Origin of the sequence: Streptomyces sp. NRRL WC-3618 (genome assembly GCF_001280005.1) — a bacterium.
GTDB lineage: Bacteria > Actinomycetota > Actinomycetes > Streptomycetales > Streptomycetaceae > Streptomyces.
The window spans coordinates 13,858-39,262 of record NZ_LGDW01000471.1 but is presented as its reverse complement, the minus strand read 5'-3'; the positions used below and the strand labels follow the sequence as shown (position 1 = coordinate 39,262).

Sequence of the window (25,405 nt, the reverse complement as noted above, 5' to 3'; positions counted from 1 at the left end):
CCCAGCCACACCCCCCTCTTCCGCCCCCACACCCAAGCCGCCGACCTCCCCCACAGCTCCGCCGGATAACCTCGACGCATGAGCAGGCCCGCGACCTTCGCCCCGCCCCCCGGTGCCCGTGCGTACGCCCTGCGTACCGCGCGCGGTGAGTTCGCCGTCATCGATGCCCCCGTGGGCGACGGCGCCGAGCCGAAGGGGACCGTTCTGCTGCTGCCCGGGTTCACCGGCAGCAAGGAGGACTTCATCTCGCTGCACGAGCCGCTGGCCGCGCGCGGGTACCGTACCGTCGCCGTGGACGGGCGCGGTCAGTTCGAGTCGCCCGGCCCCCAGGACGACGAATCGGCGTACGCGCAGGGCGAGTTGGCGCAGGACGTGCTCGCCCAGGCGGCGGCCGTCGGCACCCCCGTGCATCTCGTCGGGCATTCGCTGGGCGGGCAGATCGCCCGGGCCGCCGTCCTCCTGGACCACGCCCCGTTCGTCTCCCTGACCCTCATCTCCTCGGGCCCCGCCGAGATCTCCGAGGCGCAGCAGCAGCGCGCGAAACTGCTGCGGGACGCACTCGCCGTGATGAGCATGGCCGACGTCTGGGGGGCCATCCAGGCCATGGACGACCCCCAGGCCGACGGCGGCGACCTCGACTCGGTGGACGCCGTGGACGCCGGGCTCGACGACCGCGAGGACCTGCGCCGCCGCTGGATGGGCAACAGTCCGGCCCAACTCGTCGCCACGGGGCGTCAGTTGTGCACCGAGCCGGACCGGGTGGCGGAACTCGCCGCCGTACCGCTGCCCTTCCATGTCGTGTCCGGCGCGGAGGACGGCACGTGGCCCGTCCCGCTGCTCGACGACATGGCCGTACGGCTGGATGCGCACCGGACCGTCGTCGCGGGCGCCGAGCACTCCCCCAACACGGACCGCCCCCTGGAGACCGCGCGCGCCCTGGCCGACTTCTGGGACGCCATAGAGCAGCGGGCGCAGTAGCGACGGCGGCGGCAGTGACAGCAGCTCCAGTTGGTCGTCAATCCACCGGAATGGCCTAGTACTGCGTCTGCAGGTGCTCCCAGAACCCGTCCCGCAGCGACCGCCGCAGTTCCGCGTGGGGGCGCAGCGAGTACTGCAGCAGTCCCTCCGCCTCCACCAGCAGGTCCTGGTCGACGGATCCGGGCAGATACGGATGCCCGGGCAGCAGTTCGACCAGCGCCTCGCGTCCCCGCGCCGCCAGCCACTTCGCCGCGATCTGCGCGCCCACGAACCGCACGTCCTCGCGCGTGGGCCGCGTTCCGCCCGACGCCTCGTAGGTCGCGGCCGTGCGCCGGACGACGTACGGCTTGAAGAAGTCGAGGTCGAACGTGCGCTGGCTGTCGACCTCCCACAGCAGCGGCTCGGCCTGGTTGCGTCCCTCGGGGGCCTCGATGCCCCACAGGTGGACGCGTGCCCCGTACCCCTGCGCGGCCTCGACCGCCGACACCAGGTCCTCGTCGCCGCCGATGAGCGCCGCGTCGCTGATCGCACGGTGCCTGGCCAGTGACTCCAGGTCGGTGCGGATCAGCGAGTCGACGCCTTTCTGCTGGTTGTTGGCGTTGAGGTTGCCCAGGCGGACCTTCACATCGGGGAGTTCCGCGATGGACTGCTGTTCGATGGTGTGGATGCGGCGCCGGGCGCCGTCGTACCAGTAGACCCGCAGCAGCCGGCTGTCCGCGAAGATCGTGCGAGCCTTGTCGATGAGCGCCTCGATGAGGCCTTCCGCGTCCAGCTCGTAGGAGCGGCGGTCCTCGGTTCCGGCGACGAGCCGTCCCGCCGCCGCGTACAGATATCCCGCGTCGACGAAGATCGCATGGGTCGAGGGTGTCTTCGCCACCTCGGCGAGCATGCGGTGGAGCAGTTCGTTCGTGCGGTCGATGCGGGCGCTCAGCTCCGCGTGGTCGTCGTTGTTCATATGCCTCCCATTGTCTCGGCGGTCACGCTTCGAACACAACCGGTCCCGGTCAGTCTCCCGTACGCCGTCAGTACGGCTCTTACCGCTTGGTAGTTAGACGTTCGAAAAATTTATTTAGCGTAGGGAATGTTTGTAACACGCGGGTAGTTGACTGGTACGTAACCAAGTAGTTCTCCTCAGGAGGATGACCAGACGAAGGGAGAAGCCCTTGCGCTTCGAAATCATGCGTCTCGACGACGTCGACGGAACCCCCGTGGACAGTACGGTCGTGGACGCCGCCTCCGTCAACCGGATCGTGCAGCAGGCAGCCGCCATCGGGCAGCGCCTCTGGATCCGCCCGGCCGACACCTCGGCCTCGTAACGCGCCGACGCGCGGACAACGCTCGTGGACGACGAGCAGACTTCGGAACCCCCGTACGGCACCGATGCCATACGGGGGTTCCGCACTACCAGGGGGTCCTCTTCGGCCGCCACCGTCAGCTCTGCTGGATCACCTGGGTGATCCCGTTGATGATCTGCTGCACGGCGATCGCGGACAGCATCATCCCCGCGAGGCGGGTGACCAGCACCACGCCCCCGTCCTTGATGACGCGGATGATCAGCAGCGAGTACCGCATCACCACCCACAGCACGACGTGGACGGCCAGGATCGCCGCCCACACCGACACCTGCATGGCCACGCCGTGCGCCTTCTGCACGGCCAGGATGACCGACACGATCGCACCGGGCCCGGCGAGGAGCGGCATGCCGAGCGGTACGAGAGCGACGTTCACGTCCTTGGTCTGTTTGGGTTCGTCCGTCTTGCCGGTGAGCAGGTCGAGGGCGATCAGCAGGAGCAACAGCCCGCCGACGATCATCAGGGCCGGCACGGAGACGTGCAGATAGTCCAGGATCTTGTGCCCGAGCAACCCGAACACGGTGATCACACCGCCGGCCACACAGACCGCCTGGAACGCCATCCGCTTCTGGACGCGGGCGGGGCGACCGGCGGTGAGCGCGAGAAAGATCGGGGTGATCCCGGGGGGATCCATGATCACGAAGAGGGTGAGGAAGAGCGAACCGAAGACGGCGACGTCGAACATGGGTGAGCGAGCCTTGCGTAGATACGGGAAGCACAAAAGAAGCGCAGGGGAGGGGAGGGGAGGGGAAAGGTGCGGCGGAGGCCGCGGCCTCAGGCTCCGCCGGTCCCCGGCACCGGGAACGCGCCGGTGGCCCGCCGGGTGATCTCGGCGTACACCTCGGGGTCCGTCGTGTACTCCCCCAGCACGCAGGTCTTGCGGCTGCCGTGGTAGTCGGAGGAACCGGTGCCCAGCAGTCCGAGCTCCGTCGCGAGGCCGCGCAGTCGCGCCCTGGTCGCCGGTTCGTGGTCCATGTGGTCGATCTCGATGCCGTCGAGCCCGGCGGCGGCCAGCTCCGCGATCACGGACTCCGGCACCGTCCGCCCCCGCTTGCTCGCGGCCGGGTGCGCGAACACGGCCACCCCGCCCGCCCCCTTGATCAGCCGCAGCGCCTCGAAGGGGTCGGTCTCGTGCTTCGGTACGTAGGCCCGGGCGCCGTCGGCCAGCCAGCTCCCGGTGAAGGCGTCGTTCACGGTCGGTACGACGCCCAGCTCGACCAGCGCGGTGGCGACGTGCGGCCGGCCCACGGAGCCGTCACCGGCGATCCGCGCGACCTGCTCCCAGGTGATCGGCACGTCCAGCTCCTGGAGCTTGGCCACCATCGCGCGGGCCCGCGGCACCCGGTCGTCCCGCACCAGCTCACGCTCGGCGAACAGCGCGGGCTCCTCGGGGTCGAACAGGTAGGCCAACATGTGCATGCTGATGCCGTCGAGCCGGCAGGACAGCTCGGCCCCGGTGACCAGCGTGAGCCCGGCGGGCAGCGCGGCGATCGCCTCGGCGTACCCACGGGTCGTGTCGTGATCGGTGAGCGCGACGACGTCGAGCCCGGCCGCGGCGGCGTTGCGCACCAGCTCGGCGGGCGTGTCCGTACCGTCGGAGGCCGTGGAGTGGCAGTGCAGATCGATGCGCACGGTGCGGACTCCAGGCGGCGACGGGGACAAGCGAGACGCGCCAAGCATAACGGCCGCCACGAGCGGCCTGTCACACCTGAACCTCGCAAGCAACCCTTACGAAAGCCCGCCTGTGGGTGCGCGACCAGCCCGCGCACCCCGACGGACCGAACCCGCGCGCCCCGAAGCCCGGCGGAGCGCTACGGCTGAAGCAGTCTCGGCGACAGCGCGCCGCACGGCACCAGCTCCACCTCGGCCCCCGCGTCCCGCAGATCCGTCAGCACCAGTTCGTCGTACATCAGCAGCCCCGACTGCTCGGGCCACACCACGGCCCACAGCCACAGCCCGAGCGCCTCACCCGCGAACACCGCACGGTCGTCGGGCCCGCCCGCGACATGCCACAACGGAGTGGGCCGCCCCGCCGCCAGCACCTTCGCCTCGGCCGGCTTCTCGACGTTCATGTACGGCCCCGGGTCCGGACCGTCGATGCCCGCGTACCGCGCACCGAGGCCCACGCCGAGTTCCTCCGCGACCAGGATCAGCTCGCCCATGCCGCCGAGCGGACCGGGCCCCGTACAGGCCACCGCCGTCGCACGACCCCCGCTGCGGTCGTCGCCCGCGCAGCCCACGCCCGTGAACAGCCAGCCGACCGGCAACGGCCACGGCATCCACACCGGCACCTGGGTGCGGTGCACCACGACGTCGAGGGCTTCGACGCTCGGCGGTATCACGGGCTGAAGCGGATGCACCGTCCCGTGCACGTCGCACTGCCAGGAGTCGGAAAAGAGGCCGGGAGCCCTGACCCGGCCACCACACTTCGGGCAACTGGGTTCGCCCCTCATAGAGCCCCACGGTCCTCCCCGTCCTCCCTCCCGTCAAGGACGATCACCCGTCCGGAGTGACACGTTTCCACCCTTTCCATCAGGTGGAAATGCATGTGTCTCACACTAATTAGCCACTCTAACTTATTAGGTGCATGCACCAACGATCCGGCGACTCGTGGACCGCCTCTCCTCGGCGGCTCACTGGCTCTGCTCGCCGTCGACGTACTGGTCCTCGGCTACGGCAGCCACACCACCGCCGTCGCCTGCACGATCCTGTCCGGCGCGTTCATCGGCGTGAACAAGACCGTCTACACCGAACTGGCGCTGGGCGTCTCGGGCGCGCCGCGCCCGGTGGCGAGCGCCGGGTACAACTTCGTGCGCTGGTTCGCGGCGGCCGCGGCCCCGCACTTCGCGCCGAAGATCGAGGAGTGGAGCGACATCCACATGCCGTTCGTGGTCGCGGCGGTCACGGCCGTGCTCGGCGCGGTGGTGGTCGTCGTACGGCGGAAGTCGCTCACGCAGGAGGGCGAGGGCGAGGAGCTGGAGACACGGCACGCGATCGAGGACGGTGTCGGCGTCTTCGCGAGCTAGGACGCGGTCGGCCGACTGTCCAACTGGCGCCCTCCAGAAGCCTGTTGGTGACATCGGTCACTACGGAGCCAGCCGCGAGGGTCAGTCCAGCGGGACGGACCTGCGGGCCGGGTCCCGTAGGTCCGTCCCGTTCGTGAGCCAGCGTTCCTGGAGTGCTTGGGCGCCGTGGACGCGTTTCCAGGCGGCCTCGTTGGGGGTCATCGGGAGCAGCGGCAGGAAGCGCACGGGGTCCAGGGGCTCGTCGAGTTCCAGGTCCTCGACCAGGCCTCCCGGTTCGGCGACCAGGACCGACGTGAAGGGAGCCCCAGGCCACAGCGGCTCCCCGACGTCGAGCGAGGCGCCGGGGGCCACGATCAATCCCTCGACCTGCGGGGACGCGGCGAGGATCGCGAGCGGGCGCAGCACCTTGTCGGTGTCGGCGAGGCCCGCCCGGACGGAGATGAGCAGTTCGGCGCGCGGGCCCCGCACCGGGTCGGCGAGTACCGCGGTGGGGTCGGCCATCGGCTGGGCGGACATGCCGAGCGTGGCGTAGCGGACGAGTTCCCCGTCCTGGTCCCGGTCCTGGAAACGCAGCACTTCGACGCGGTCCGTACCGAGGAAGGTGACCGCGGCGCGCGCGTCCGGTTCGCCCAGCGTCGTACGCAGCCGGGCCTCGACCAGAGGAAGAACATCAGACATGCGGCGAGCATAGAACTCGTCAGTTACGGGCAAACGAGCACCTTGACAGTTCCGTCGGCTGTTACCCTTGGCCGGGTTCGGGCAGCACGCAGAAGCATCGCGATGGAGTCCCGACACCGCTGAAGTTCCCCTCAGGGGGCTCCCCTTGACGGGGAATGGATCGTCCCTCACGAGGGACCGGCCGGAGGAGGTGGGGCTGCAATGGATCGAAGTCATCCGTGCAGTAGCACCCGCTCTTCCGCCCGCTGATGTAGTTGCTCCGGCCTACTCCCGCTGGCTGTCACCTTTCGCATTCGCGTCATCGCGGAAGAGCACTTGGTTTCGTTTTGCCTGATCCATGTGATCTCAGTCAGTTCTGAATCAGCGAAGCTCACCACCGCGACGGTGCGGTGCTCCCCGCTTTGTGGACGTGCCAAACATCCTCAGTCAGGACGTCCCCATTCCGGGCAGTTCCAGTCGTCGTCGGCGGTCTTTCGTTGCCTGTCGCGAAGGAGCCTGCCAAATGTCGATGATCCACAACCTGCGTGCCGCGGTCCGCCCGTCCCGTCCCTCCCTGCGCAAGGACGGCAGCACCTACGACACCACCCGCGACCCCTCGACCCCCTCCGCCGTCGTCGACTGCGCCATCTACCGCGACGGCGCCCGCGTCGAGACGCCGAAGGCGCTCACACCGCACGAGGCGATGCGCAAGGTGCGCCGTGACGGCGGCTTCGTGTGGATCGGGCTGCACGAGCCGACGGAAGCCGAATTCTCCGGTATCGCCAGCGAGTTCGGGCTCCACCCGCTCGCCGTGGAGGACGCGATCCAGGCCCACCAGCGGCCCAAGCTGGAGCGGTACGACGACACGCTCTTCACCGTCTTCAAGACCATCCACTACGTCGACCACGCCGAACTCACCGCGACCAGCGAGGTCGTGGAGAGCGGCGAGGTGATGTGCTTCACCGGGCGGGACTTCTTCATCACCGTCCGGCACGGCGGCCAGGGCTCCCTGCGCGCGCTGCGCCACCGCCTCCAGGACGACCCCGAGCTGCTCGCCAAGGGCCCCTCCGCCGTGCTGCACGCCATCGCCGACCACGTCGTCGACGGCTACGTCGCGGTCGCGGACGCCATGCAGGACGACATCGACGAGGTCGAGACGGAGGTGTTCTCGCCGGGCCGCAAGGGCACCCCGCGCGGTACGGACGCCGGCCGGATCTACCAGCTCAAGCGCGAGGTCCTGGAGTTCAAGCGGGCCGTCTCGCCGCTCCTGCGGCCCATGCAGCTGCTGAGCGAGCGCCCGATGCGGCTGATCGACCCCGACATCCAGAAGTACTTCCGCGATGTCGCCGACCACCTCGCCCGGGTCCAGGAGCAGGTGATCGGCTTCGACGAGCTGCTCAACTCGATCCTCCAGGCCAACCTCGCCCAGGCGTCCGTCGCGCAGAACGAGGACATGCGGAAGATCACGTCCTGGGCGGCGATCATCGCCGTACCGACGATGGTGTGCGGCGTCTACGGCATGAACTTCGACTACATCCCGGAGCTGCACTGGAAGTTCGGCTACCCCGTGGTCATGACGGCCATGATCGGCATGTGTGTGGGCATCCACCGCACGCTGAAGCGCAACGGCTGGTTGTGACTACGCTTCTGTCCATGACTGACACGCTGCTCGACCGGGCCCTCGTCGAGGAGGCCACGAAGAAGTCCGGGCTCATCTGGGTCCAGGGCCCCGTCGGCCCCTCCCGTGCCCTGTGGCACGTCTGGCACGAGGGCGCGGCCGTTCTGGTCGGTGACGGTCCCGGCGAGCAGCCGCTGCCGGGGCTCTCCGAGGGGGCGGAGGCGGAGGTCACCGTCCGCAGCAAGGACAAGGGCGGACGGCTTGTCACCTGGCCGGCGACGGTCGTGGAGCTGGCCGCCGAGTCCCCGGAGTGGGAGGCGGCGGTCGCCGAGCTCAAGGGGAAGCGGTTGAACGCGCCGGACGGTGAGGCGATGCCGGCGCGGTGGGCGCGGGAATGCCGGGTGGTGCGGTTGGTGCCGCGTGCCGGGGGGACGCGGCCCTTGCCGGAGGGTTCGCTGTCGGCGCCGCCGGTGCCTACGTCGGCGACGACGCGGGAGGCGGTTCCGGCGGGGTTGCCGCGGCTGCTGTTCAAGAGGCGGAGGCGCTCCGCGGGGTAGGTGGTTCGTTCACTGCGGGCCGGTGGGGGCTTGTCGCGCAGTGCCCCGCGCCCCTGAAGGGGCGCGGGGAAGGGGCTCTGCGCTGGCCTCTGCGCTGGCTGTGCGGCGCTTCAGGAGGAGGGGAGTTGTTGGCCGTAGTCGACTGTTTCGTTCTTTGCTGGTTCCTTCAGGGGGAAGTTCTTGCCCCAGTCGCTCAGCAGGAGCGTGCCTGCGCCGCCCGCGCGGACAAGGCGGAGGGGGTACGGGGCTCCCTCGAGGGAGACGTCCAGGGTGCCGCCGGAGCCCTTGTCGCCGGTGATGCGGATCGTGCGGACGCCCGACTGCGTGTGGTGGCCGTCCGTGGCGAGGGTGCCGTGCAGGGTAAGGAGGCCGTCCAGGAGGACGTCCTTGTCGGTGAAACCGCTGAACTTCTTGTACGAGGGGTCACCCGTCGGCACCTTCACGAACAGGCCCCCGAGTTTCGCGGCGGCTGCCGCGTCCGAGTCGCCGTCGTCGCCCTTGGCACCGTCCTCGTGGCTCCAGAACGCGGCGTCGGCCTTCAGGAACAGATGCTCCCCGACCCGCAGCAGCCGGAACGTCGACCCCTTCGCAGTGACCGAGCCGGTGCCGCCGTCGCCCTTGAGACGCATGTCCAGGGTGTATGTGGTCCCGCTGGTCACCACGGTCCCGGAGAGCCGTACGGCGTCGGCGGTCGTGGCGGCCTTGCGCGTCTTCGTCTGGATGGTGTCGGCCGGCAGCTTCCCGACCCCGTTCGTACCCTCGTCCGGGTCGGCACCGCATCCCGTCAGCAGTCCGGTCCCCGTCACGACCAGCGCGCACATCGCGCTCACCAGTCCGGCGCTGCGGGTACGGCCACGGCAAATCGCAGACACAGGTGGGGCTGCCTCTCGTACGGGTGTCCTGAGGGGTGTGGACGGCAGCGTACCGGTGCCGCAGACCCCCGGCGGAGCCAGTCCGTCCGGACCCCCCACCAGGGCGCGGCCGAACCGGACGGGCTAGCCTGAAGCGCACCCGAGCAGGCAATTCGGAACCCTTGGACGCAATCCGACGCGCTCCCGCAGCGCACCCCGAAGCAGGAGGCGTGGCATGGCGGCAGGCTCACCCCGTGTCTTCGTCTCGCACCTCGCCGGCGTTCCCGTCTTCGACCCGAACGGCGACCAGGTGGGCCGCGTACGCGACCTCGTCGCCATGCTGCGCGTCGGCAACCGTCCGCCCCGACTGCTCGGCCTCGTCGTCGAACTCACCACCCGGCGCCGCGTCTTCATGCCCATGACCCGCGTCACCGGCATCGAGTCCGGCCAGGTCATCACGACGGGCGTGTTGAACGTCCGGCGCTTCGAGCAGCGCCCCACCGAGCGCCTCGTCCTCGGCGAACTCCTCGACCGGCGCGTCATCCTCGGCGAGACCGGCGAGGAGGTCACCGTCCTGGACGTGGCGGTACGACAGTTGCCGGCCCGCCGCGACTGGGAGATCGAGCGGGTCTTCGTGCGGAAGAAGGGGCGCGGCGGAGCCTTCCGGCGCAACACCGGCGAGACGCTGACCGTCAACTGGTCCGCCGTCACCGGCTTCTCCCTGGAGGAGGACGGGCAGGGCGCCGAGAGCCTCCTCGCCACCTTCGAGCAGCTGCGCCCCGCCGACCTCGCGAACGTCCTGCACCACCTCTCGCCCAAGCGCCGCGCGGAGGTCGCCTCCGCCCTCGACGACGACCGGCTGGCCGACGTACTCGAAGAGCTGCCCGAGGACGACCAGATCGAGATCCTCGGCAAGCTCAAGGAGGAGCGCGCCGCCGACGTCCTGGAGGCGATGGACCCGGACGACGCCGCCGACCTGCTCGGTGAGCTGCCCGAGGCCGACAAGGAGCGGCTGCTGAGCCTGATGCAGCCCGCCGACGCCGCCGACATGCGCCGGCTGATGGCCTACCGGGAGGACACGGCGGGCGGTCTGATGACGACCGAGCCGATCGTCCTGCGCCCCGACGCGACCGTCGCCGACGCGCTGGCCCGGATCCGCGAGCCCGACCTCTCCCCCGCGCTCGCCGCCCAGGTGTACGTGTGCCGACCGCCGGACGAGACGCCGACCGGCAAGTACCTGGGCGCCGTCCACTTCCAGCGGCTGCTGCGCGACCCGCCGTACACGCTGGTCGGCTCGCTCGTCGACGACGACCTGCAACCGCTCTCCCCGGACGCCGAACTGCCGGTCGTCGCCGGTTTCTTCGCGACGTACGACATGGTGGCGGCGCCGGTGGTCGACGAGAGCGGGTCGCTGCTGGGCGCGGTGACCGTGGACGACGTCCTCGACCACATGCTGCCCGAGGACTGGCGGGAGACGGAGTTCCACCTCGACGAGACCGACATCGAGGCCGACGCCGGGGCCGACGCCGGGGCCGAGGAAGCGGGGGGCCATGTCTCCTGAGCGCGAGACCGGCGCCCGTGAGCGCACGGCCAGCGGCGCCACCGCGGCCTCCCGTCCCCGGGTGCGCCTCGACCAGCCGCGCGCGCCCCGGCGCCGGCTGCTGCCCGAGTACGACCCGGAGGCCTTCGGACGGATGTCCGAACGCATCGCGCGCTTTCTCGGGACCGGGCGGTTCATCGTCTGGATGACGGTCGTCATCATCCTGTGGGTGGTGTGGAACGTGTCCGCACCGGCCGACCTTCGGTTCGACCACTACCCGTTCATCTTCCTGACGCTGATGCTGTCGCTCCAGGCCTCCTACGCGGCCCCGCTGATCCTGCTCGCGCAGAACCGGCAGGACGACCGCGACCGCGTCAACCTCGAGCAGGACCGCAAACAGAACGAGCGGTCGATCGCCGACACCGAGTACCTGACCCGTGAGATCGCCTCCCTGCGGGCCGGACTCGGCGAGGTCGCGACCCGGGACTGGATCCGCTCCGAGCTCCAGGACCTGGTCAAGGAGCTGGAGGAGCGGTATGCGGAGGGGAAGTCGGGCCGACCCGTCATATTCCCGGCAGAACAGCCGCGGGGGCGTGACGTAGAAGACCGGTGACGGGCTTTCCGGAGGCCCGGTGCGGCCCCGTACCATCGGGGCTATGGCTACGGAAGACGCGGTGCGTGAAGCACTGGCGACGGTGAACGACCCCGAGATCCAGCGACCCATCACCGAACTGGGGATGGTGAAGTCGGTGGAGATCGGCGCGGACGGAGCGGTCGCGGTCGCCGTGTACCTGACGGTCTCCGGCTGCCCGATGCGCGACACGATCACGAAGAACGTGACGGAGGCGGTCTCGCGGGTCGAGGGTGTCACGCGCGTCGACGTCGAGCTGGACGTCATGAGCGACAGCCAGCGCAAGGAACTGGCGTCCGCCCTGCGCGGCGGCCAGGCCGAGCGCGAGGTCCCCTTCGCCAAACCGGGCTCCCTCACGCGCGTGTACGCGGTCGCGTCCGGCAAGGGCGGCGTCGGCAAGTCGTCGGTCACCGTCAACCTGGCGGCGGCGATGGCGGCCGACGGCCTCAAGGTGGGCGTGGTCGACGCCGACATCTACGGCCACAGCGTGCCGCGCATGCTGGGCGTGGAGGGTAGTCCGACCCAGGTCGAGAACATGATCATGCCGCCGTCGTCGCACGGCGTGAAGGTCATCTCCATCGGTATGTTCACCCCGGGCAACACCCCGGTCGTCTGGCGCGGTCCGATGCTCCACAGGGCCCTCCAGCAGTTCCTGGCGGACGTGTTCTGGGGCGACCTGGACGTGCTCCTGCTGGACCTTCCGCCGGGCACCGGCGACATCGCGATCTCGGTGGCCCAGCTGGTCCCGAACGCCGAGATCCTCGTCGTGACGACGCCTCAGCAGGCGGCGGCCGAGGTGGCCGAGCGCGCGGGCTCCATCGCCGTGCAGACCCACCAGAAGATCGTCGGCGTGGTCGAGAACATGGCCGGCCTGCCCTGCCCGCACTGCGACGAGATGGTCGACGTCTTCGGCACGGGCGGCGGCCAGAGCGTCGCCGACGGCCTCACCCGAACGACGGGCGCGACGGTCCCGGTCCTCGGCTCCATCCCGATCGACGTCCGCCTGCGCGAGGGCGGCGACGACGGCAGGCCAGTCGTCCTGACGGACCCGGAGTCCCCGGCGGGCGCGGCACTGCGCGCGATCGCGGGCAAACTGGGCGGCAGACAGCGGGGCCTGTCGGGCATGTCCTTGGGCATCACCCCGAGGAACAAATTCTGACGGACGTCAGCGAGGGCTTGTAAGGGGCGCGGGGCTGTATCTGATGGCGGCTCCGCCGCGGGGCGCGACAAGCCATAACGACGCAGCATCCGCAGCACAGCCCATGCCCCCACGGCGAAGGGGCGCCGCAAACTACGGCGCCCCTTTCTCATGCGTACACGCCAATATCCTTGATCACGGCGAAGCCGAGCCCGTACGCGCTCATCCCACGCCCGTACGCCCCCACGTGCACGCCCTCCTGGGTCGACCCGGCGAGAACCCAGCCGAACTCGGACTCCCGGTAGTGGAAGGGCGTCGGCACCCCGTCGACCGGGAGGGAGAGGGTGGTCCAGTCCGGGCCGGCGAGATCGTCCGCGAGGACCCATGCCGTCTCCGTCTGCTGGTCCAGCCAGTCGTCCCGCAGGGTGTGGTCCATCTGGCCGGGCCAGGTGAAGGACAGCAGCCCCACGCCGGCCAGCCAGGCCGCCGACGACACCGACGTGGCCTCCAGCAGCCCCGTGCCGTCCGCGCTCCGCCGTACGGGGTTCTCGGCGACGGTGACGACCACCGCGAACCGCTCCTTGTCCTCCCCCATGGCCTCGTGCCGTACGGAGGGTTCGTCGCCGTGTCCGATCGAACCGTGCGCGACGGCACCGTCCGCCGCCGTACCCACCTGCATCAGCCAGCGCGGTCCCGTGAAGGCCTCGTCGAGGCCGTACCAGGGGAAGGGCGCCAGCAGATAGCCGTCGACCGTGCGCCGGGCGGAGGGGACCGGTTGTCCACCCTCCGCGGCCGGCGCCTGCGCGCCCACCCGACTTGTCGTCTCCATGTACCCGGACGCCTCCTCGTTCTCGTCGGCCCGGAGCGCCCCGCCCCCCTTTCAGGCGGCGTTGTTCGCCCTCGTACGGCCACACAACAACTCGGCAGCATAGCCACACCGCTGCGAGCAGCAGGGAAAGCGCCCGGCGCACAGGCCGCGCAGACGTCCGGATCGGACCGTCCGGGGCCCGGTCGGAGTATGAATCACGTCACGCGCGGACCTACGACGGTCAGGTGGCGTCCGCGTCGAAGGGCGGGCGCTCGTCCGGCTCGGGCCTCTTCGTCATGTCGACGGTGCCACCGGAGGAACCCGACGAAGAAGACGCGGAAGACGACGACGTGTCGGAATCACGGCTGTGGACCGCGTCCGTGACCTCGGCCATCTCCTTCTTCAGGTCGAAGCCGTTACGGATCTCCTTGAGCCCCAGCTCGTCGTTGTCCAGCTGCTTGCGGATGAACGTCTTGGGGTTCAGGTCCTCGAACTCGAAGTCCTTGAACTCCGGGCCCAGCTCCTGGCGGATGTCCAGCTTCGCACTGTCCGAGAACTCCCGGATCTTGCGGATGGTGCGCGTGACGTCCTGGATCATCTTCGGAAGTTTCTCCGGACCGAAGACGAGCACGGCGAGGAGCACGAGCGTCACCAGCTCGAGCGGTCCTATGTCATTGAACACCTGAAGCTCCTTGCGATGTCCTCGGTCCTCGGCCCTCGGTGGTCCGTGCGGTCTTCGCGGTCTTCCGTGGTCCGGGCCGGATCCACGGTACCCGGCCATCGTGTCCCACCGGTACCGTCCAGAGGCCCAAGAGTGGGTGTACGCGACCGGTTTTCCGCGATGTTTGCCTTGCGGGAAGGGGTTCGGCCCGCCGACTGTGAGGTTTCTGTCAGTTGCCGCTGGAGGAGCCGAGGGCGAGGGAGATCGTCCGCTGCCGGCCGCCGCGCAGCAGGGACAGCTCCATCCGGTCGCCGGGGCGGTGGGCGCGGATCCTGACGATCAGTTCCTCGCCGGAGTGCACGCGCCGGCCGTCGACCGCGGTGATGACGTCGCCGGACTCGAGGCCGGCCCGGTCACCGGGGCCGCCGGTGGTGACCGCGGGCCCGCCGTCCTCGCCGTCCGTGCCCACGCGCGCGCCGTCGCCGGTGTACTCCATGTCGAGGGTGACGCCGATGACGGGGTGGGTCGCCCTGCCGGTGTTGATCAGTTCCTCGGCGACGCGTTTGCCCTGGTTGATGGGGATGGCGAAGCCGAGTCCGATCGAACCGGCCTGTGCGCCTTCCTGTCCCGCGCCGCCGTCGGCGGAACGTATCGACGAGTTGATCCCGACGACCCTGGCCCGGGCGTCGAGCAGCGGCCCGCCGGAGTTGCCCGGGTTGATGGACGCGTCGGTCTGGAGCGCGTCGACGTACGACACGTCGCTCCCGTCGCCGCTCCCGCCCCCGGCGGTGATGGGCCGTTCCTTCGCGCTGATGATGCCGGACGTGACGGTGTTGGCGAGGTCGAAGGGGGCTCCGATGGCGACGACGGGATCGCCGACCGCCACGTTGTCGGAGTTCCCGAGGACCACGGGCCGCAGGCCGTCGACGCCGCTGACCTTGACGACGGCGAGGTCGTATCCGCTGTCCCGGCCGACGATCTCGGCCTCGGCGGTCTCGCCGCCGCTGAACGTCACCGTCACCTTGCCGTCGGCACCGGCGGGCTCGACGACGTGGTTGTTGGTGAGGATGTGTCCCCGGCCGTCGAGCACGAACCCGGTGCCGGTGCCCCCCACTCCGGCGCCGCGCACCCGCAGCGTCACCACGCTGGGCAGCGCACGCGCGGCGATCCCGGCCACGCTGTCCGGAGCCCGGTCGACGGACTCGTCCTTCCCGTCCTGCGACAGCCGAATACGGTCGCCGTCGCCGTGATGCCGCTCCAGATACGACCCGGCTGCCCCGCCGACGCCCCCGGAGAGCAGCGCGAGCACCACGGCGCCGACGAGCAGCCCGCGCTTGCGTTCCCCCGGTCCGCCGACGGCGGCACCGGCTCCGTGCTGCTGGAGAGGGGCGGCAGGCGCCCACGGGTCGTAGCGGTGCCAGGGGTCGGGGCTGGGGGTGTCGGCGGGCGGGGCGGGCGTCTGCGGCTCCGGTACGGCCGTGCCGTGCGCCGGGGTCATCACGGGGTGCTGAACCGGCGGAGCGGGCGCCCAGGGGCCGGGATGGCCGTAGGGCGGGGTGCTGTAGGGATCGGGGTCGTGCGGAGACGGCGAGCCCGCCTCAACGGCGGGCTCGAAGTCAGCGACCTGTGCCGGCGGTACAGGCGGTACGGCCGACACAGGTGGCGGCAGCTCGAAGTCGCCCTCGGCGTCGGTTCCGGCCGGGCCCGCCTGTGGCGCCGACGCCGAACCTTCTTCCTCTTCCTCCCGAGACCGACTCCACCAGTTGGCCTTCGCGGGTTTCCCCTCGTTCATGCTCTCCCCACACCTGGCCCGCCGTCGTGCGGCCCGCACCTCGGATTCAACCAGGTTCGTGGGGTCAGCGGACCGGGTCCGACGTGGACGGGGACGGCGTGGGGGACGACTCGGGCACAGGCGCCATGAGAAGTCCCCGCGCCGCGACCTCGGGCGCCGAGGACCAGGAGGTCAGGGCGATCTGAGGGGCGGCCAGCGGCCGTATGAGCGGGGACAGCGCCGCGGCGGCGGCCACGACCGGCGTGGTCAGCTGATGCATGGCCGCGTACTCCCGGCCCCCGGAGGGCGGCGGTGGGATACCCGGCAGCAGCGGCGCGGACGCCTCCGTCGACGCCACCGGTGACTGTCCGAAGGTCCCCAGTCCCTGCGCGAACAGCTGACCGGCCGATCGGCGTCGCTGATTGTCAGGAGCCGTCGAGTTCCCACCGCCCTGCGGACGCATCGGCGTCACATTGCTGCCCCCGGAGGTGCCGCGGGCATCGGTCGTGTCGGCGGGAACGCCCGTCGACACCCCGCCCAGCGCGATCGCGGCCAGCGACACCGCACCGGCGGCGGCAAAGGCGAAGCGCAGGCCGCGTGAGGACGACCGGTCGGCGTCGTGACGGCCGACGTCGTGGATACGGAATCCACGGCCCGGAGCTGACGGGTGCACGGAGGTGTGCGGCCGGGCGGGCACGTACCCGAACCCCTCACCTCTTACCCCGAAGACTCCTGAAACTCCTGAGCCCGTTCCCGGTCCGCCGGGGAATCCGGAGAGTCTGTCGGCGAATCCGCCTCCGCCCAGCGGTGAGCCGCCGGAGTCGGAATCACCTCCTCCCGGAAGGCCCTGGAGACGGGCCAGGAAGCTCTCGGAGGGCGGTGGCGGGGCCATTTCCGCGAAGACGTTCTTCAGACGGCGCTGTGCGTCGGCCTCCGCCTTGCACTTCGGGCAGGTGGCCAGGTGTGCCAGGACGCGTTCACGCGTCTCATGACCGAGTTCTCCGTCCACCAGGGCGGAGAGGCGGTCTCCAAGGTGCTGCTCGGCGAGGCGACGCTCGGCAGAGTACGGCCGTGATGCACTCACGCGGTCGCGCCCCCTCCTCCCAGCGCGGCCACCCGTGGCACCGCGAAACGGCGCTCGGCACGTGCCTCCGGAGAGCGGTGCGCGAGGGCCTTGCGGAGCTGGGAGCGGCCTCGGTGGATACGGGAGCGGACGGTGCCGAGCTTCACGCCGAGAGTCGCGGCGATCTCCTCGTACGACAGTCCCTCGATGTCGCAGAGGACGACGGCGGCGCGGAACTCGGGCGCGAGCGTGTCCAGCGCCTGCTGGACGTCCGCGTCGAAGTGCGCGTCGTTGAAGACCTGCTGCGGGGACGGCTCACGGCTGGGCAGGCGCTCGGCCGCGTCCTCACCGAGGGCGTCGAAGCGGATGCGCTGCTTGCGGCGGACCATGTCCAGGAAGAGGTTGGTGGTGATGCGGTGCAGCCAGCCCTCGAAGGTGCCCGGGGTGTAGGTCGACAGCGAGCGGAAGACGCGGACGAAGACCTCCTGGGTGAGGTCCTCGGCGTCGTGCTGGTTGCCGGTCAGGCGGTATGCCAGGCGGTAGACGCGACCGCTGTGCGTGCTGACGATCTCCTCCCACGTGGGCGGAGTCCACGCCTGCCCGTCCGCGTCGGTGGTGAAGGTCGCGGTCTGGGCTCGGTCGGCGGCGTGGCCGGGGTCAGCAGCAGTCTTGTTCACGGATTTCAGCCTGCCCGCTGATCCAAGAAGGCGCCGGAGCGGCCCCCCTCGATCCTCAGGCGCGGCCGCACCTCCCCTGTCAGCTCTGGTGGTGTCCAGTGGAGCCCCTACCATAGCCACCTCGCCCGTTAGCTCCGGATAAGCGGTTTTACGAGAAATTGATGCGTGCTGATCCGGCTCATCCGGCCGCGCCAGCACCTGCACCCCGTTGCCGGTGTACCCGGTCCGCTCGTCCATCCGCTCATCCCCCTTGTCCTTATCCTGTGTGCCCCACCTCGTCCCGCACCCCTCTAAACGCCCGGTCCCATCAGCAGGTTCCCGGCAGCAACGGATACAGTCACGCCCAGGCAACTGCGGGGACAGGAGAGGGTCATTACCGGCAACCGGCAGACGAGCTGGGCGTTCGCCGACGCCTTTGTCGCCGAGGATGAAGCACTGCGCTGGGCCCGTGACCGGGCCCGCGAGGCGGGGCTGCGCTCGGTGGCGCCCAGCACGGGCGCCGCGCTACGGCTGCTGGCCGCCTCCGTGGACGCGAAGGCGGTGGCGGAGATCGGGACCGGGACGGGCGTCTCGGGCATGTATCTCCTTCAGGGCATGCGCGCGGACGGGGTCCTGACGACGGTCGACCCCGAGCCGGATCACCAGCAGTTCGCCCGTCAGGCCTTCCGCGCGTCCGGCTTCGCCAGCAACCGCGCCCGCTTCATCCCGGGCCGCGCCCTGGACGTGCTGCCCCGGCTCGCGGACGCCGGCTACGACCTCGTCTTCTGCGACGGCGACCGGCTGGAGAGCCTGGACTGCCTAGCTGAATCGTTGCGTCTGCTCCGTACGGGTGGCCTGGTGGTTTTCGAGGGCGTCTTCGCCAACGGCAGGACGGTCGATTCGGGGCCTCAGCCCACCGAGGTCATACGGCTGCGGGAGCTGCTGCGCGCGGTGCGCGAGAGCCAGGAACTGGTGCCGTCCCTGCTGCCCGTGGGTGACGGCCTGCTGTGCGCGGTCAAGCGCTGAGGCAAAACAGTGCCCCGGCACCATATGTTCACGATGCCGGGGCAGCTGAAAGGGTATGGACGCGTCCGCGTCAGCCGACGACCTTCTTGAGGGCATCGCCGAGAGCGTCAGCCTCGTCAGGGGTCAGCTCGACGACGAGCCGACCGCCGCCTTCGAGCGGAACTCGCATGACGATGCCCCGCCCCTCCTTTGTCACCTCGAGCGGGCCATCGCCCGTCCGCGGCTTCATGGCCGCCATGCTCGTTCCCCTTCCTGAAACCAGCTCATCGTCGCCGACGGCCCCTTAGGAGGGCACGCCCGTCCCCTCATGGGACACACGTCACCGGCATCGAACACATTGCTTCCAGGCCATTATCCCGCATCTCAGGACCCTATGACCAACATCAGTCGGCATCGCTTGGGCAACGCGCGCGAGCAAAACCACTCAATTCGGCGATGTGGCTGCGATACTGCGCCGCCGCACCGACTCCCACCGACCGCGCCCTCACCGGAATTCTTTGACACAGGTCACATGACCGGCCCTCTCCTCGGCGCGTGATCTCCGACATGCTGTCATGGGACGAGGCGTACTGATCAGTAGGTGGATCAGTACGTTGATCGATACGTGGATCAGTACGTGGATCAGTACGTGGATCAGTACGTGGATCAGTACGTACGACGAACGCAGCCGCGACTTCTGGAGGGGACCCCCATGGCCGACACCGTGCTCTACGAGGTGCACGACGGGCTGGCGACGATCACGCTGAACCGCCCCGAGGCGATGAACGCGCTGAGCATCGCGACCAAGGTCGCGCTCCGGGAGGCGGTCGAGGCGGCGGCATCGGACCACGCCGTGCGGGCGGTGCTGCTGACCGCCGCCGGTGACCGGGCGTTCTGCGTGGGCCAGGACCTCAAGGAGCACATCGGGCTGCTGGCCGCCGACCGCGAGGCCGGCACGGGCCAGACCATGACGACGGTCCGCGAGCACTACAACCCCGTCGTACGGGCGCTGACCAGCATGCCCAAGCCGGTGGTGGCGGGCGTGAACGGCGTCGCGGCCGGGGCCGGTTTCGGCTTCGCGCTCGCCGCGGACTACCGGGTCGTCGCGGACACGGCCTCCTTCAACACGTCGTTCGCGGGCGTGGCGCTGTCCACCGACTCGGGCATCTCCTGGACGCTCCCGCGCGTGGTCGGCCCCGGCCGCGCGGCGGACCTGCTGCTGTTCCCGCGCAGCATCAAGGCGCAGGAGGCGTACGAGTTGGGCATCGCGAACCGGGTCGTCCCGGCGGCGGAGCTGCGGGCGGAGGCCGAGAAGACGGCGCGGGCCCTGGCCGACGGCCCGACGGTGGCGTACGCGGCCATCAAGGAGGCCGTGGCGTACGGGTTCACGCACTCCCTGGAGGAGACCTTGGCGAAGGAGGACGAACTCCAGTCACGGGCGGGCGCGTCGGCGGACCACGCGATCGCGGTGGCGGCGTTCGTCAGCAAGGAGAAGCCGAAGTATCTGGGCCGCTAGGGCTTGTCGTCGAGCACTTCCGGAAGGGCCCTACAGCCGCCTACGGGGCGCTCCTCGCCACGCACGTCTCCAGGTGGTCGTCCACCAGCCCGCACGCCTGCATCAGCGCGTACGCCGTCGTCGGGCCCACGAAGCGAAGGCCACGCTTCTTCAGTGCCTTCGACAGGGCCGTCGACTCCGGGGTGATCGCGGGGATGTCCGACAGGGTCCTGGGGACCGGACGGGTGGCGGCCTCGGGGGCGTGGGACCAGATCAGCTCGTCCAGCTCACCCGGGGCCCAGTCGGCCAGCACGCGCGCGTTGGCGATCGTCGCGTCGACCTTCGCGCGGTTGCGAATGATGCCGGCGTCGGCGAGGAGCCGTTCGCGGTCGGCGTCCGTGAAGACCGCGACGGACGAGATCTTGAAGTCGGCGAAGGCGGTACGGAAGCCCGGCCGGCGGCGCAGGATGGTGATCCAGGAGAGGCCGGACTGGAAGGCCTCCAGGGAGAGCCGTTCGAAGAGGGCGTCGTCGCCGTGGACGGGGCGGCCCCACTCCTCGTCGTGGTACGCCACGTAGTCCTCCGTGGACAGCGCCCAGGGACAGCGCAGGGCCCCGTCCGGTCCGGCCACGGCCATCCCGGCGTCGCTCACTGCTCGTGCCCCTCGTCCGGCTTGTCCAAGGTGACCCGCGGCGCGGCCTGGGCGCCGGCCAACGCGGACTCCAGGTTGGCGATACGGGCGTCCCGCTCGGCGAGTTCGGCACCGAGGCGGGTGAGCGCGTCGTCGACGTCCGACATGCGGTAGCCGCGGGCGGCGACCGGGAAGTGGAGGGACTCGACGTCGCCGCGGCCGACCGGACGGTCAGGCGGCAGGACGTCCTGGAGCCGCTCGGGCGCAACCTCCGGCAGGACGGCGCTCTCGCCGCCGCCGACCACGGCCAGCGTCACCGCGGCGACCACGACGGCGAGCGCGACGACCAGGAACAAGAACATCAACATCGCTGGGTCCCCACGGGATTCGGATGGATCGGGTTGCTCAGATTGATCAAGTTGATCAGGTGGACCGATGTACGGGTTGATCGGTGGATCAGGTGGATCAGCTCTATCAGGTTGATCAGGGTGATCGGTTGATCGGGTTGACCGAGGCGCCTGAGCCGAATGCGGCAGGCTTCGATCGTGCCATGCGAGTCTGGCAGTTATGGTCGCAGGCGGCCGATTACAGGGCCGATCGCCCGGCCGGGCGCGGGAACGTGCCGGGAAGCGCACTAGGAGAGGTCACAGGCGATGCTCAGACTGGGCAGGCGTGAATTCGGCGCGCACGAGCCGGTGATCATGGCGATCGTGAACCGGACCCCGGACTCCTTCTACGACCAGGGGGCCACCTTCCACGACGAGCCGGCGCTCGCGCGCGTGGAGCAGGCGGTGTCAGAGGGTGCCGCCATCATCGACGTCGGCGGGGTGAAGGCGGGGCCGGGCGAAGAGGTGACGGCGGCGGAGGAGGCGCGGCGGACGGTCGGTTTCGTGGCGGAGGTGCGGCGCCGTTTCCCCGACGTGATCATCAGCGTGGACACCTGGCGGGCCGACGTGGGCGAGGCCGTGTGCGAGGCCGGCGCGGATCTGCTGAACGACGCGTGGGGCGGCGTCGATCCCCGGCTCGCGGAGGTCGCGGGACGGTACGGGGCGGGGCTGGTGTGCACGCACGCGGGCGGTGCGGAGCCTCGGACGCGGCCGCACCGGGTGGCGTACGACGATGTCATGGCCGACATCCTGCGAGTGACCCTCGGGCTGGCCGAGCGGGCGGTCGCGTTGGGGGTGCCACGGGAGTCGGTGATGATCGATCCCGGGCACGACTTCGGGAAGAACACGCGGCACAGCCTGGAGGCGACGCGGCGGCTGGGGGAGATGGTCGAGACCGGGTGGCCGGTGCTGGTGTCCCTGTCCAACAAGGACTTCGTGGGCGAGACGCTGGACAGGCCGTTGAAGGAACGGCTGGTGGGGACGTTGGCGACGACGGCGGTGTCGATGTGGCTGGGGGCGCGGGTGTACCGCGTCCATGAGGTCGCGGAGACGCGGCAGGTGCTGGAGATGGTGGCGTCGATCGCCGGCCACCGTCCCCCGGCGGTGGCCCGGCGGGGGCTGGCGTAGGCGTTTTCCTCGCCCCCGCCGCCCCTACCCGTCCCGTCCCTCTGGGGCTCCGCCCAGACCCCGCTCCTCAAACGCCGGAGGGGCTGAATTTCCCGGCGCTCAGCGCCCAGCCTCCTTCGACACGAGGGCCACCGCCTCGTCCACGTCGTCCGTGACGTGGAAGAGCATCAGGTCCTTCTCCGATGCCTTGCCCTGGGCGATCAGAGTGTTGGTCAGCCAGTCCACCAGGCCGCCCCAGTACGCGCTCCCGAAGAGGACGATCGGGAAGCGCGTGACCTTCTGGGTCTGGACGAGGGTGAGGGCCTCGAAGAGTTCGTCCAGGGTGCCGAGCCCGCCGGGCAGGACCACGAAGCCCTGCGCGTACTTGACGAACATCATTTTTCGCACGAAGAAGTACCGGAAGTTCAGGCCGATATCGACGTAGGCATTGAGCCCCTGCTCGAAGGGGAGCTCGATTCCCAGCCCCACCGAGACGCCCTTCGCCTCGCACGCGCCCTTGTTCGCCGCCTCCATCACCCCCGGGCCGCCGCCGGTGATCACCGCGAACCCGGCCTCGACCAGACCCCGGCCGAGGCGGACGCCCGCCTCGTACTCCGGGGAGTCCACCGGTGTCCGCGCCGAGCCGAACACGCTGATCGCGGCCGGGAGTTCGGCCAGTGTGCCGAAGCCCTCGATGAACTCCGACTGGATGCGCAGGACCCGCCAGGGGTCCGTGTGGACCCAGTCGGAGGGGCCTCCCGCGTCAAGGAGACGCTGGTCGGTGGTGCTCGCCTGGACCTGCTGGCGTCTGCGCAGCACCGGTCCGAGCCGCTGCTCATCCGGTGGCTGCTTCTTGCCCTCGGGGTTGCCGGTAGCCATGGCCGCTCCCTTCCTCCACCTACTGTCGTTCCACCTCAGCGTAGATCTCCGCCGGTTACGGACGGGGGACGTGAGGGTGTCCGCTTTCGGGTCATGACGTCAGCCAGGCCCGCAACCGTTCCTCGCCCGCCAGAATCTTTGCGGTTTCCACCCGTTCGTCCCGCTTGTGGGCCAAGTGCGGGTTGCCGGGGCCGTAGTTGACTGCGGGGATGCCGAGCGCGCTGAAGCGGGACACGTCCGTCCAGCCGTACTTGGGCTGCGGTGTGCCGCCCACCGCCTCGATGAAGGCCGCCGCCGCGGGATGGGAGAGGCCGGGGAGGGCGGCGCCGCTGTGGTCGTCGACGACGAACTCCGTGACGCCGCAGTCCGCGAACACCTCCCGTACGTGCGCGAGCGCCTCGGCCTCCGAACGGTCGGGCGCGTAACGGAAGTTGACGGTCACCACGCACTCGTCGGGGATGACGTTGCCCGCCACTCCGCCCCCGATGCGGACCGCGTTCAGTCCCTCGCGGTACTCCAGACCGTCGATCACCGGGTAACGCGGCTTGTACGAGGCGAGCTTGGCCAGGATCGGGGCCGCCGCGTGGATCGCGTTGGAGCCCATCCAACTGCGCGCGGAGTGCGCCCGCTCCCCCGACGTCTTCAGCAGCACGCGCAGCGTGCCCTGGCAGCCGCCCTCCACCTGACCGTCGGACGGCTCCAGCAGCACCGCGAAGTCGCCCTCGAGCCACTCCGGGTGCGCCCCGGCCACATGCCGGAGGCCGTTCAGGTCGGCCGCGACCTCTTCCTGGTCGTAGAAGACGAACGTCAGGTCCCTGTTCGGCTCCGGCACCGTGGCCGCGATCCGCAGCTGCACCGCGACGCCCGACTTCATGTCGCACGTACCGCAGCCCCACAGCACGCCGTCGGCGTCGAGCCGCGACGGCACGTTGTCGGCGATCGGCACCGTGTCGATGTGGCCGGCCAGGATCACGCGCTGCGCGCGGCCCAGGTTCGTCCGGGCGACGACGTTGTTCCCGTACCGCTCGACGGTGAGGTGCGGCAGGGCACGCAGGGCGGCCTCGATCGCGTCCGCGAGCGGTTTCTCGCTGCCGCTCTCCGAGGGGAAGTCGACGAGCCACGCCGTCAGGAGGGCGGCGTCCAACGAGAGGTCAAGCGGGGTATCGGCCATGCCGACGACCCTAACGCGCCGCCCCGCGAGCCCGACGCGCACCGCATCCTGCCTCCCCCACACACCACCTCACACCCCGCCCCCCACTCCACCCCACACCATCCCTTCACCCCGTTCCGAACACCTTCCTCACCAGTCACGGAAGCCGCACTCACTACTCTCCAGTACCTTGTACGGATGCCGGAGTCGTCTGCTACCTCCACTCGTCGCGGCCGCCTCCTGCGTCGCGTCGCGTCCTTCGTGGTCCTGCTCGCCGTGGCGGGCTATCTCGCGGTGCAGTACGTCACCGGCGGGACCGGGAATCCGGACTGCGAGGTCGTCTCGGCGGGCGGCGCCGGAGCCACCTACCGGTTCACCCCCGAGCAGGCGGTGAACGCGGCGACGATCACCGCGGTCGGCACCACGCGCGGGCTGCCCGAACGGGCCGTCGCGATCGCCCTGGCGACCTCCCTCCAGGAGTCGGGGCTGCGTAACCTCCCCCATGGCGACCGGGACTCGCTGGGCCTGTTCCAGCAGCGGCCCTCCATGGGCTGGGGCACGGAGAAGGAGATCATGGACCCGGCCCACTCCGCGGGCGAGTTCTACGACCATCTCGTCAAGATCTCCGACTACACGCGCCTCCCTCTCACCCTGGCCGCGCAGCGCGTGCAGCGCAGCGGCTATCCCGAGGCGTACGCGAAGCACGAGCCGGACGCCGTGCTGCTGGCGGCGGCCCTGACCGGGCACGCGGCGGCCACCCTGACCTGCGAGGGCCGCCCCGACCCCACCCCGCCCGGCGGTCCGGACGCCGTACGGGTGGCGCTCCTACGGGACTTCGGCCGCGATGTGCTCGCCGTGGCCGGTGCGGAGGTGGCCCGCAGGACCGCCGCCGCCCCCTCGCCCTCCCCCACCGCTCCGACGGCCGTCGCGCTCCGTACCGTGACGGTTCCGGTGCCCCCGGGCACCGGCAAGGCCCACCGGACGGCGGCCCACCGGCGCGGCTGGCAGCTGGCGCAGTGGGCGGTGGCCAACGCCTCCGCGCTGCACATCCAGAACGTGTCGTACGCGGGGCGCCGATGGACGGCCGGCAGCACCGACAGCCAGTGGCGCCCGGTGGGCACGGGGAACGGCGTGGGCGAGGGCACGGACCTGGTCCGTATCGTCACCGCGCGGTAGTACGAGCGGGCGTACGAACCGTCACTCGCGAGGGTTACTCCTGGCGGGTCCCGGCGGAAGTCTGCGCGGGTTTTCGCCAAGTCGCCGTCCCATCCGCGCACCGTCCGCCAGAACCCTTGCGAACAAAGGGCTGCAAGACGTCACACGGATTCACCCGACTTTCGGACCGGGTGGCCTTTGCCCGTTTTTATCCGCAACCGATAATGCGACGCATTGCCAACTCTTTGCATTGCGGCGCCGCAACCTTCAGGGGCCTTCGAGCGGTAGTC

General features: G+C 70.3%; 27 protein-coding genes and 1 pseudogene. 12 read left to right on the top strand and 16 right to left on the bottom strand.

Annotated elements, in window-relative coordinates:
- Positions 1–78: 78 nt before the first annotated feature.
- Positions 79–978: an alpha/beta fold hydrolase gene (locus ADL01_RS35725; RefSeq protein ID WP_053746222.1), complete on the top strand. Its 900-nt coding sequence runs from the start codon at positions 79–81 to the stop codon at positions 976–978.
- A 55-nt stretch (positions 979–1,033) separates the two neighbouring features.
- On the opposite strand, the gene ADL01_RS35720 is transcribed toward ADL01_RS35725, so the two are convergent.
- A complete protein-coding gene (locus ADL01_RS35720) occupies positions 1,034–1,933 on the bottom strand; it encodes an NYN domain-containing protein (protein ID WP_053746221.1) in 900 nt (299 codons plus the stop codon).
- A gap of 208 nt (positions 1,934–2,141) precedes the next feature.
- Between ADL01_RS35720 and ADL01_RS44225 the strand changes: the two genes are divergently transcribed.
- Positions 2,142–2,294 (top strand): hypothetical protein, encoded by a 153-nt coding sequence (locus ADL01_RS44225; RefSeq protein ID WP_007384531.1) that lies wholly within the window; start codon positions 2,142–2,144, stop codon positions 2,292–2,294.
- Positions 2,295–2,409: 115 nt separating this feature from the next.
- Here ADL01_RS44225 and ADL01_RS35715 read toward each other — a convergent pair whose 3' ends face one another.
- The 3 genes from ADL01_RS35715 to ADL01_RS35705 all read right to left on the bottom strand — a co-directional run bounded on the left by ADL01_RS35715 (position 2,410) and on the right by ADL01_RS35705 (position 4,783).
- On the bottom strand, positions 2,410–3,015 hold the full coding sequence (locus tag ADL01_RS35715; protein WP_053746220.1) for a MarC family protein: 606 nt from the start codon (positions 3,013–3,015) through the stop codon (positions 2,410–2,412).
- Between the two features lie 89 nt (positions 3,016–3,104).
- The gene (locus ADL01_RS35710) at positions 3,105–3,962 is read right to left on the bottom strand and encodes a PHP domain-containing protein (protein WP_053746219.1); all 858 of its coding nucleotides are present in this window, start codon (positions 3,960–3,962) and stop codon (positions 3,105–3,107) included.
- Positions 3,963–4,141: 179 nt separating this feature from the next.
- The gene (locus tag ADL01_RS35705) at positions 4,142–4,783 is read right to left on the bottom strand and encodes a DUF6758 family protein (protein ID WP_053746218.1); all 642 of its coding nucleotides are present in this window, start codon (positions 4,781–4,783) and stop codon (positions 4,142–4,144) included.
- Positions 4,784–4,951: 168 nt separating this feature from the next.
- On the opposite strand from ADL01_RS35705, the pseudogene ADL01_RS35700 reads away from it, so the two are divergent.
- Positions 4,952–5,356: pseudogene (locus ADL01_RS35700) on the top strand (MFS transporter); the annotation flags it as partial.
- An 81-nt stretch (positions 5,357–5,437) separates the two neighbouring features.
- Here ADL01_RS35700 and ADL01_RS35695 read toward each other — a convergent pair.
- Entirely contained in the window at positions 5,438–6,034 is a 597-nt protein-coding gene (locus ADL01_RS35695) for a suppressor of fused domain protein (RefSeq protein WP_053746216.1), read from the bottom strand.
- 502 nt (positions 6,035–6,536) lie between these two features.
- On the opposite strand from ADL01_RS35695, the gene ADL01_RS35690 reads away from it, so the two are divergent.
- Together ADL01_RS35690 and ADL01_RS35685 are read left to right on the top strand one after the other, a co-directional pair.
- Positions 6,537–7,652, top strand: coding sequence for a magnesium and cobalt transport protein CorA (locus ADL01_RS35690; RefSeq protein WP_053746215.1), 1,116 nt, complete (start codon positions 6,537–6,539; stop codon positions 7,650–7,652).
- A gap of 14 nt (positions 7,653–7,666) precedes the next feature.
- Positions 7,667–8,188 (top strand): hypothetical protein, encoded by a 522-nt coding sequence (locus ADL01_RS35685; protein ID WP_053746214.1) that lies wholly within the window; start codon positions 7,667–7,669, stop codon positions 8,186–8,188.
- A 110-nt stretch (positions 8,189–8,298) separates the two neighbouring features.
- Here the strand turns inward: ADL01_RS35685 and ADL01_RS35680 are convergent, their stop codons facing one another.
- Complete coding sequence (locus ADL01_RS35680; protein ID WP_199835027.1) at positions 8,299–9,009, bottom strand: hypothetical protein; 711 nt, start codon at positions 9,007–9,009, stop codon at positions 8,299–8,301.
- A gap of 265 nt (positions 9,010–9,274) precedes the next feature.
- Here ADL01_RS35680 and ADL01_RS35675 point away from each other — a divergent pair, with 265 nt between their 5' ends.
- From ADL01_RS35675 to ADL01_RS35665, 3 genes are read left to right on the top strand one after another with little or no spacing between them, the layout of a single operon-like run.
- Positions 9,275–10,600: a magnesium transporter MgtE N-terminal domain-containing protein gene (locus tag ADL01_RS35675; RefSeq protein WP_053746212.1), complete on the top strand. Its 1,326-nt coding sequence runs from the start codon at positions 9,275–9,277 to the stop codon at positions 10,598–10,600.
- Positions 10,590–11,192 carry a DUF1003 domain-containing protein gene (locus ADL01_RS35670; protein WP_053746211.1) on the top strand — a complete coding sequence of 201 codons (603 nt, stop codon included), beginning with the start codon at positions 10,590–10,592 and terminating at the stop codon, positions 11,190–11,192. The genes ADL01_RS35675 and ADL01_RS35670 overlap by 11 nt, the downstream gene beginning before the upstream one ends.
- A 43-nt stretch (positions 11,193–11,235) precedes the next feature.
- On the top strand, positions 11,236–12,369 hold the full coding sequence (locus ADL01_RS35665) for an Mrp/NBP35 family ATP-binding protein (RefSeq protein ID WP_053746210.1): 1,134 nt from the start codon (positions 11,236–11,238) through the stop codon (positions 12,367–12,369).
- Between the two features lie 148 nt (positions 12,370–12,517).
- Here ADL01_RS35665 and ADL01_RS35660 read toward each other — a convergent pair whose 3' ends face one another.
- The 5 genes from ADL01_RS35660 to sigE all read right to left on the bottom strand — a co-directional run bounded on the left by ADL01_RS35660 (position 12,518) and on the right by sigE (position 17,442).
- Positions 12,518–13,177 carry a hypothetical protein gene (locus ADL01_RS35660; protein ID WP_053746209.1) on the bottom strand — a complete coding sequence of 220 codons (660 nt, stop codon included), beginning with the start codon at positions 13,175–13,177 and terminating at the stop codon, positions 12,518–12,520.
- A gap of 220 nt (positions 13,178–13,397) precedes the next feature.
- Entirely contained in the window at positions 13,398–13,838 is a 441-nt protein-coding gene (locus ADL01_RS35655; protein ID WP_053746208.1) for a sec-independent translocase, read from the bottom strand.
- 208 nt (positions 13,839–14,046) lie between these two features.
- Positions 14,047–15,609 (bottom strand): S1C family serine protease, encoded by a 1,563-nt coding sequence (locus ADL01_RS35650; RefSeq protein ID WP_053746207.1) that lies wholly within the window; start codon positions 15,607–15,609, stop codon positions 14,047–14,049.
- Positions 15,610–15,673: 64 nt separating this feature from the next.
- Positions 15,674–16,672, bottom strand: coding sequence for an anti-sigma factor family protein (locus ADL01_RS35645; protein WP_053746206.1), 999 nt, complete (start codon positions 16,670–16,672; stop codon positions 15,674–15,676).
- Positions 16,669–17,442, bottom strand: coding sequence for an RNA polymerase sigma factor SigE (gene sigE / locus ADL01_RS35640; RefSeq protein WP_199835026.1), 774 nt, complete (start codon positions 17,440–17,442; stop codon positions 16,669–16,671). The genes ADL01_RS35645 and sigE overlap by 4 nt, the downstream gene beginning before the upstream one ends.
- A 192-nt stretch (positions 17,443–17,634) precedes the next feature.
- Here sigE and ADL01_RS35635 point away from each other — a divergent pair, with 192 nt between their 5' ends.
- Positions 17,635–18,333 (top strand): O-methyltransferase, encoded by a 699-nt coding sequence (locus ADL01_RS35635; protein ID WP_078960960.1) that lies wholly within the window; start codon positions 17,635–17,637, stop codon positions 18,331–18,333.
- Positions 18,334–18,403: 70 nt separating this feature from the next.
- Here ADL01_RS35635 and ADL01_RS43065 read toward each other — a convergent pair whose 3' ends face one another.
- On the bottom strand, positions 18,404–18,571 hold the full coding sequence (locus tag ADL01_RS43065; RefSeq protein ID WP_003966491.1) for a DUF3117 domain-containing protein: 168 nt from the start codon (positions 18,569–18,571) through the stop codon (positions 18,404–18,406).
- 453 nt (positions 18,572–19,024) lie between these two features.
- On the opposite strand from ADL01_RS43065, the gene ADL01_RS35630 reads away from it, so the two are divergent.
- The gene (locus ADL01_RS35630) at positions 19,025–19,828 is read left to right on the top strand and encodes an enoyl-CoA hydratase/isomerase family protein (RefSeq protein WP_053746224.1); all 804 of its coding nucleotides are present in this window, start codon (positions 19,025–19,027) and stop codon (positions 19,826–19,828) included.
- 40 nt (positions 19,829–19,868) lie between these two features.
- Here ADL01_RS35630 and ADL01_RS35625 read toward each other — a convergent pair whose 3' ends face one another.
- Positions 19,869–20,459 carry a DNA-3-methyladenine glycosylase I gene (locus ADL01_RS35625; RefSeq protein WP_053746203.1) on the bottom strand — a complete coding sequence of 197 codons (591 nt, stop codon included), beginning with the start codon at positions 20,457–20,459 and terminating at the stop codon, positions 19,869–19,871.
- On the bottom strand, positions 20,456–20,806 hold the full coding sequence (locus ADL01_RS35620) for a DivIVA domain-containing protein (protein WP_053746202.1): 351 nt from the start codon (positions 20,804–20,806) through the stop codon (positions 20,456–20,458). Before ADL01_RS35620 ends, ADL01_RS35625 begins: the two co-directional genes overlap by 4 nt.
- 285 nt (positions 20,807–21,091) lie before the next feature.
- Here ADL01_RS35620 and folP point away from each other — a divergent pair, with 285 nt between their 5' ends.
- Positions 21,092–21,952 (top strand): dihydropteroate synthase, encoded by an 861-nt coding sequence (gene folP / locus ADL01_RS35615; protein WP_053746201.1) that lies wholly within the window; start codon positions 21,092–21,094, stop codon positions 21,950–21,952.
- Between the two features lie 99 nt (positions 21,953–22,051).
- Here folP and ADL01_RS35610 read toward each other — a convergent pair whose 3' ends face one another.
- A complete protein-coding gene (locus ADL01_RS35610; protein WP_053746200.1) occupies positions 22,052–22,810 on the bottom strand; it encodes a TIGR00730 family Rossman fold protein in 759 nt (252 codons plus the stop codon).
- Between the two features lie 91 nt (positions 22,811–22,901).
- On the bottom strand, positions 22,902–23,981 hold the full coding sequence (gene dapE / locus ADL01_RS35605; protein ID WP_053746199.1) for a succinyl-diaminopimelate desuccinylase: 1,080 nt from the start codon (positions 23,979–23,981) through the stop codon (positions 22,902–22,904).
- A gap of 177 nt (positions 23,982–24,158) precedes the next feature.
- Here dapE and ADL01_RS35600 point away from each other — a divergent pair, with 177 nt between their 5' ends.
- Positions 24,159–25,136 carry a heavy metal transporter gene (locus tag ADL01_RS35600; protein WP_078960959.1) on the top strand — a complete coding sequence of 326 codons (978 nt, stop codon included), beginning with the start codon at positions 24,159–24,161 and terminating at the stop codon, positions 25,134–25,136.
- The last annotated feature ends 269 nt before the right edge of the window (positions 25,137–25,405 follow it).

What these genes read in the sequence shown, in the direction of transcription:
- ADL01_RS43065 (WP_003966491.1), bottom strand. Translation starts at nt 18,571, where the DNA reads ATGGCGGCCATGAAGCCGCGGACGGGCGATGGCCCGCTCGAGGTGACA.
- ADL01_RS35720 (WP_053746221.1), bottom strand. Translation starts at nt 1,933, where the DNA reads ATGAACAACGACGACCACGCGGAGCTGAGCGCCCGCATCGACCGCACG.
- ADL01_RS35705 (WP_053746218.1), bottom strand. Translation starts at nt 4,783, where the DNA reads ATGAGGGGCGAACCCAGTTGCCCGAAGTGTGGTGGCCGGGTCAGGGCT.
- ADL01_RS35695 (WP_053746216.1), bottom strand. Translation starts at nt 6,034, where the DNA reads ATGTCTGATGTTCTTCCTCTGGTCGAGGCCCGGCTGCGTACGACGCTG.
- ADL01_RS35600 (WP_078960959.1), top strand. Translation starts at nt 24,159, where the DNA reads ATGCCGGAGTCGTCTGCTACCTCCACTCGTCGCGGCCGCCTCCTGCGT.
- ADL01_RS35610 (WP_053746200.1), bottom strand. Translation starts at nt 22,810, where the DNA reads ATGGCTACCGGCAACCCCGAGGGCAAGAAGCAGCCACCGGATGAGCAG.
- ADL01_RS35660 (WP_053746209.1), bottom strand. Translation starts at nt 13,177, where the DNA reads ATGGAGACGACAAGTCGGGTGGGCGCGCAGGCGCCGGCCGCGGAGGGT.
- ADL01_RS35690 (WP_053746215.1), top strand. Translation starts at nt 6,537, where the DNA reads ATGTCGATGATCCACAACCTGCGTGCCGCGGTCCGCCCGTCCCGTCCC.
- ADL01_RS35650 (WP_053746207.1), bottom strand. Translation starts at nt 15,609, where the DNA reads ATGAACGAGGGGAAACCCGCGAAGGCCAACTGGTGGAGTCGGTCTCGG.
- ADL01_RS35630 (WP_053746224.1), top strand. Translation starts at nt 19,025, where the DNA reads ATGGCCGACACCGTGCTCTACGAGGTGCACGACGGGCTGGCGACGATC.
- dapE (WP_053746199.1), bottom strand. Translation starts at nt 23,981, where the DNA reads ATGGCCGATACCCCGCTTGACCTCTCGTTGGACGCCGCCCTCCTGACG.
- ADL01_RS35725 (WP_053746222.1), top strand. Translation starts at nt 79, where the DNA reads ATGAGCAGGCCCGCGACCTTCGCCCCGCCCCCCGGTGCCCGTGCGTAC.
- ADL01_RS35670 (WP_053746211.1), top strand. Translation starts at nt 10,590, where the DNA reads ATGTCTCCTGAGCGCGAGACCGGCGCCCGTGAGCGCACGGCCAGCGGC.
- ADL01_RS35715 (WP_053746220.1), bottom strand. Translation starts at nt 3,015, where the DNA reads ATGTTCGACGTCGCCGTCTTCGGTTCGCTCTTCCTCACCCTCTTCGTG.
- ADL01_RS35620 (WP_053746202.1), bottom strand. Translation starts at nt 20,806, where the DNA reads ATGTTGATGTTCTTGTTCCTGGTCGTCGCGCTCGCCGTCGTGGTCGCC.
- ADL01_RS35675 (WP_053746212.1), top strand. Translation starts at nt 9,275, where the DNA reads ATGGCGGCAGGCTCACCCCGTGTCTTCGTCTCGCACCTCGCCGGCGTT.
- folP (WP_053746201.1), top strand. Translation starts at nt 21,092, where the DNA reads ATGCTCAGACTGGGCAGGCGTGAATTCGGCGCGCACGAGCCGGTGATC.
- ADL01_RS35680 (WP_199835027.1), bottom strand. Translation starts at nt 9,009, where the DNA reads ATGTGCGCGCTGGTCGTGACGGGGACCGGACTGCTGACGGGATGCGGT.
- ADL01_RS35665 (WP_053746210.1), top strand. Translation starts at nt 11,236, where the DNA reads ATGGCTACGGAAGACGCGGTGCGTGAAGCACTGGCGACGGTGAACGAC.
- sigE (WP_199835026.1), bottom strand. Translation starts at nt 17,442, where the DNA reads ATGGTAGGGGCTCCACTGGACACCACCAGAGCTGACAGGGGAGGTGCG.
- ADL01_RS35685 (WP_053746214.1), top strand. Translation starts at nt 7,667, where the DNA reads ATGACTGACACGCTGCTCGACCGGGCCCTCGTCGAGGAGGCCACGAAG.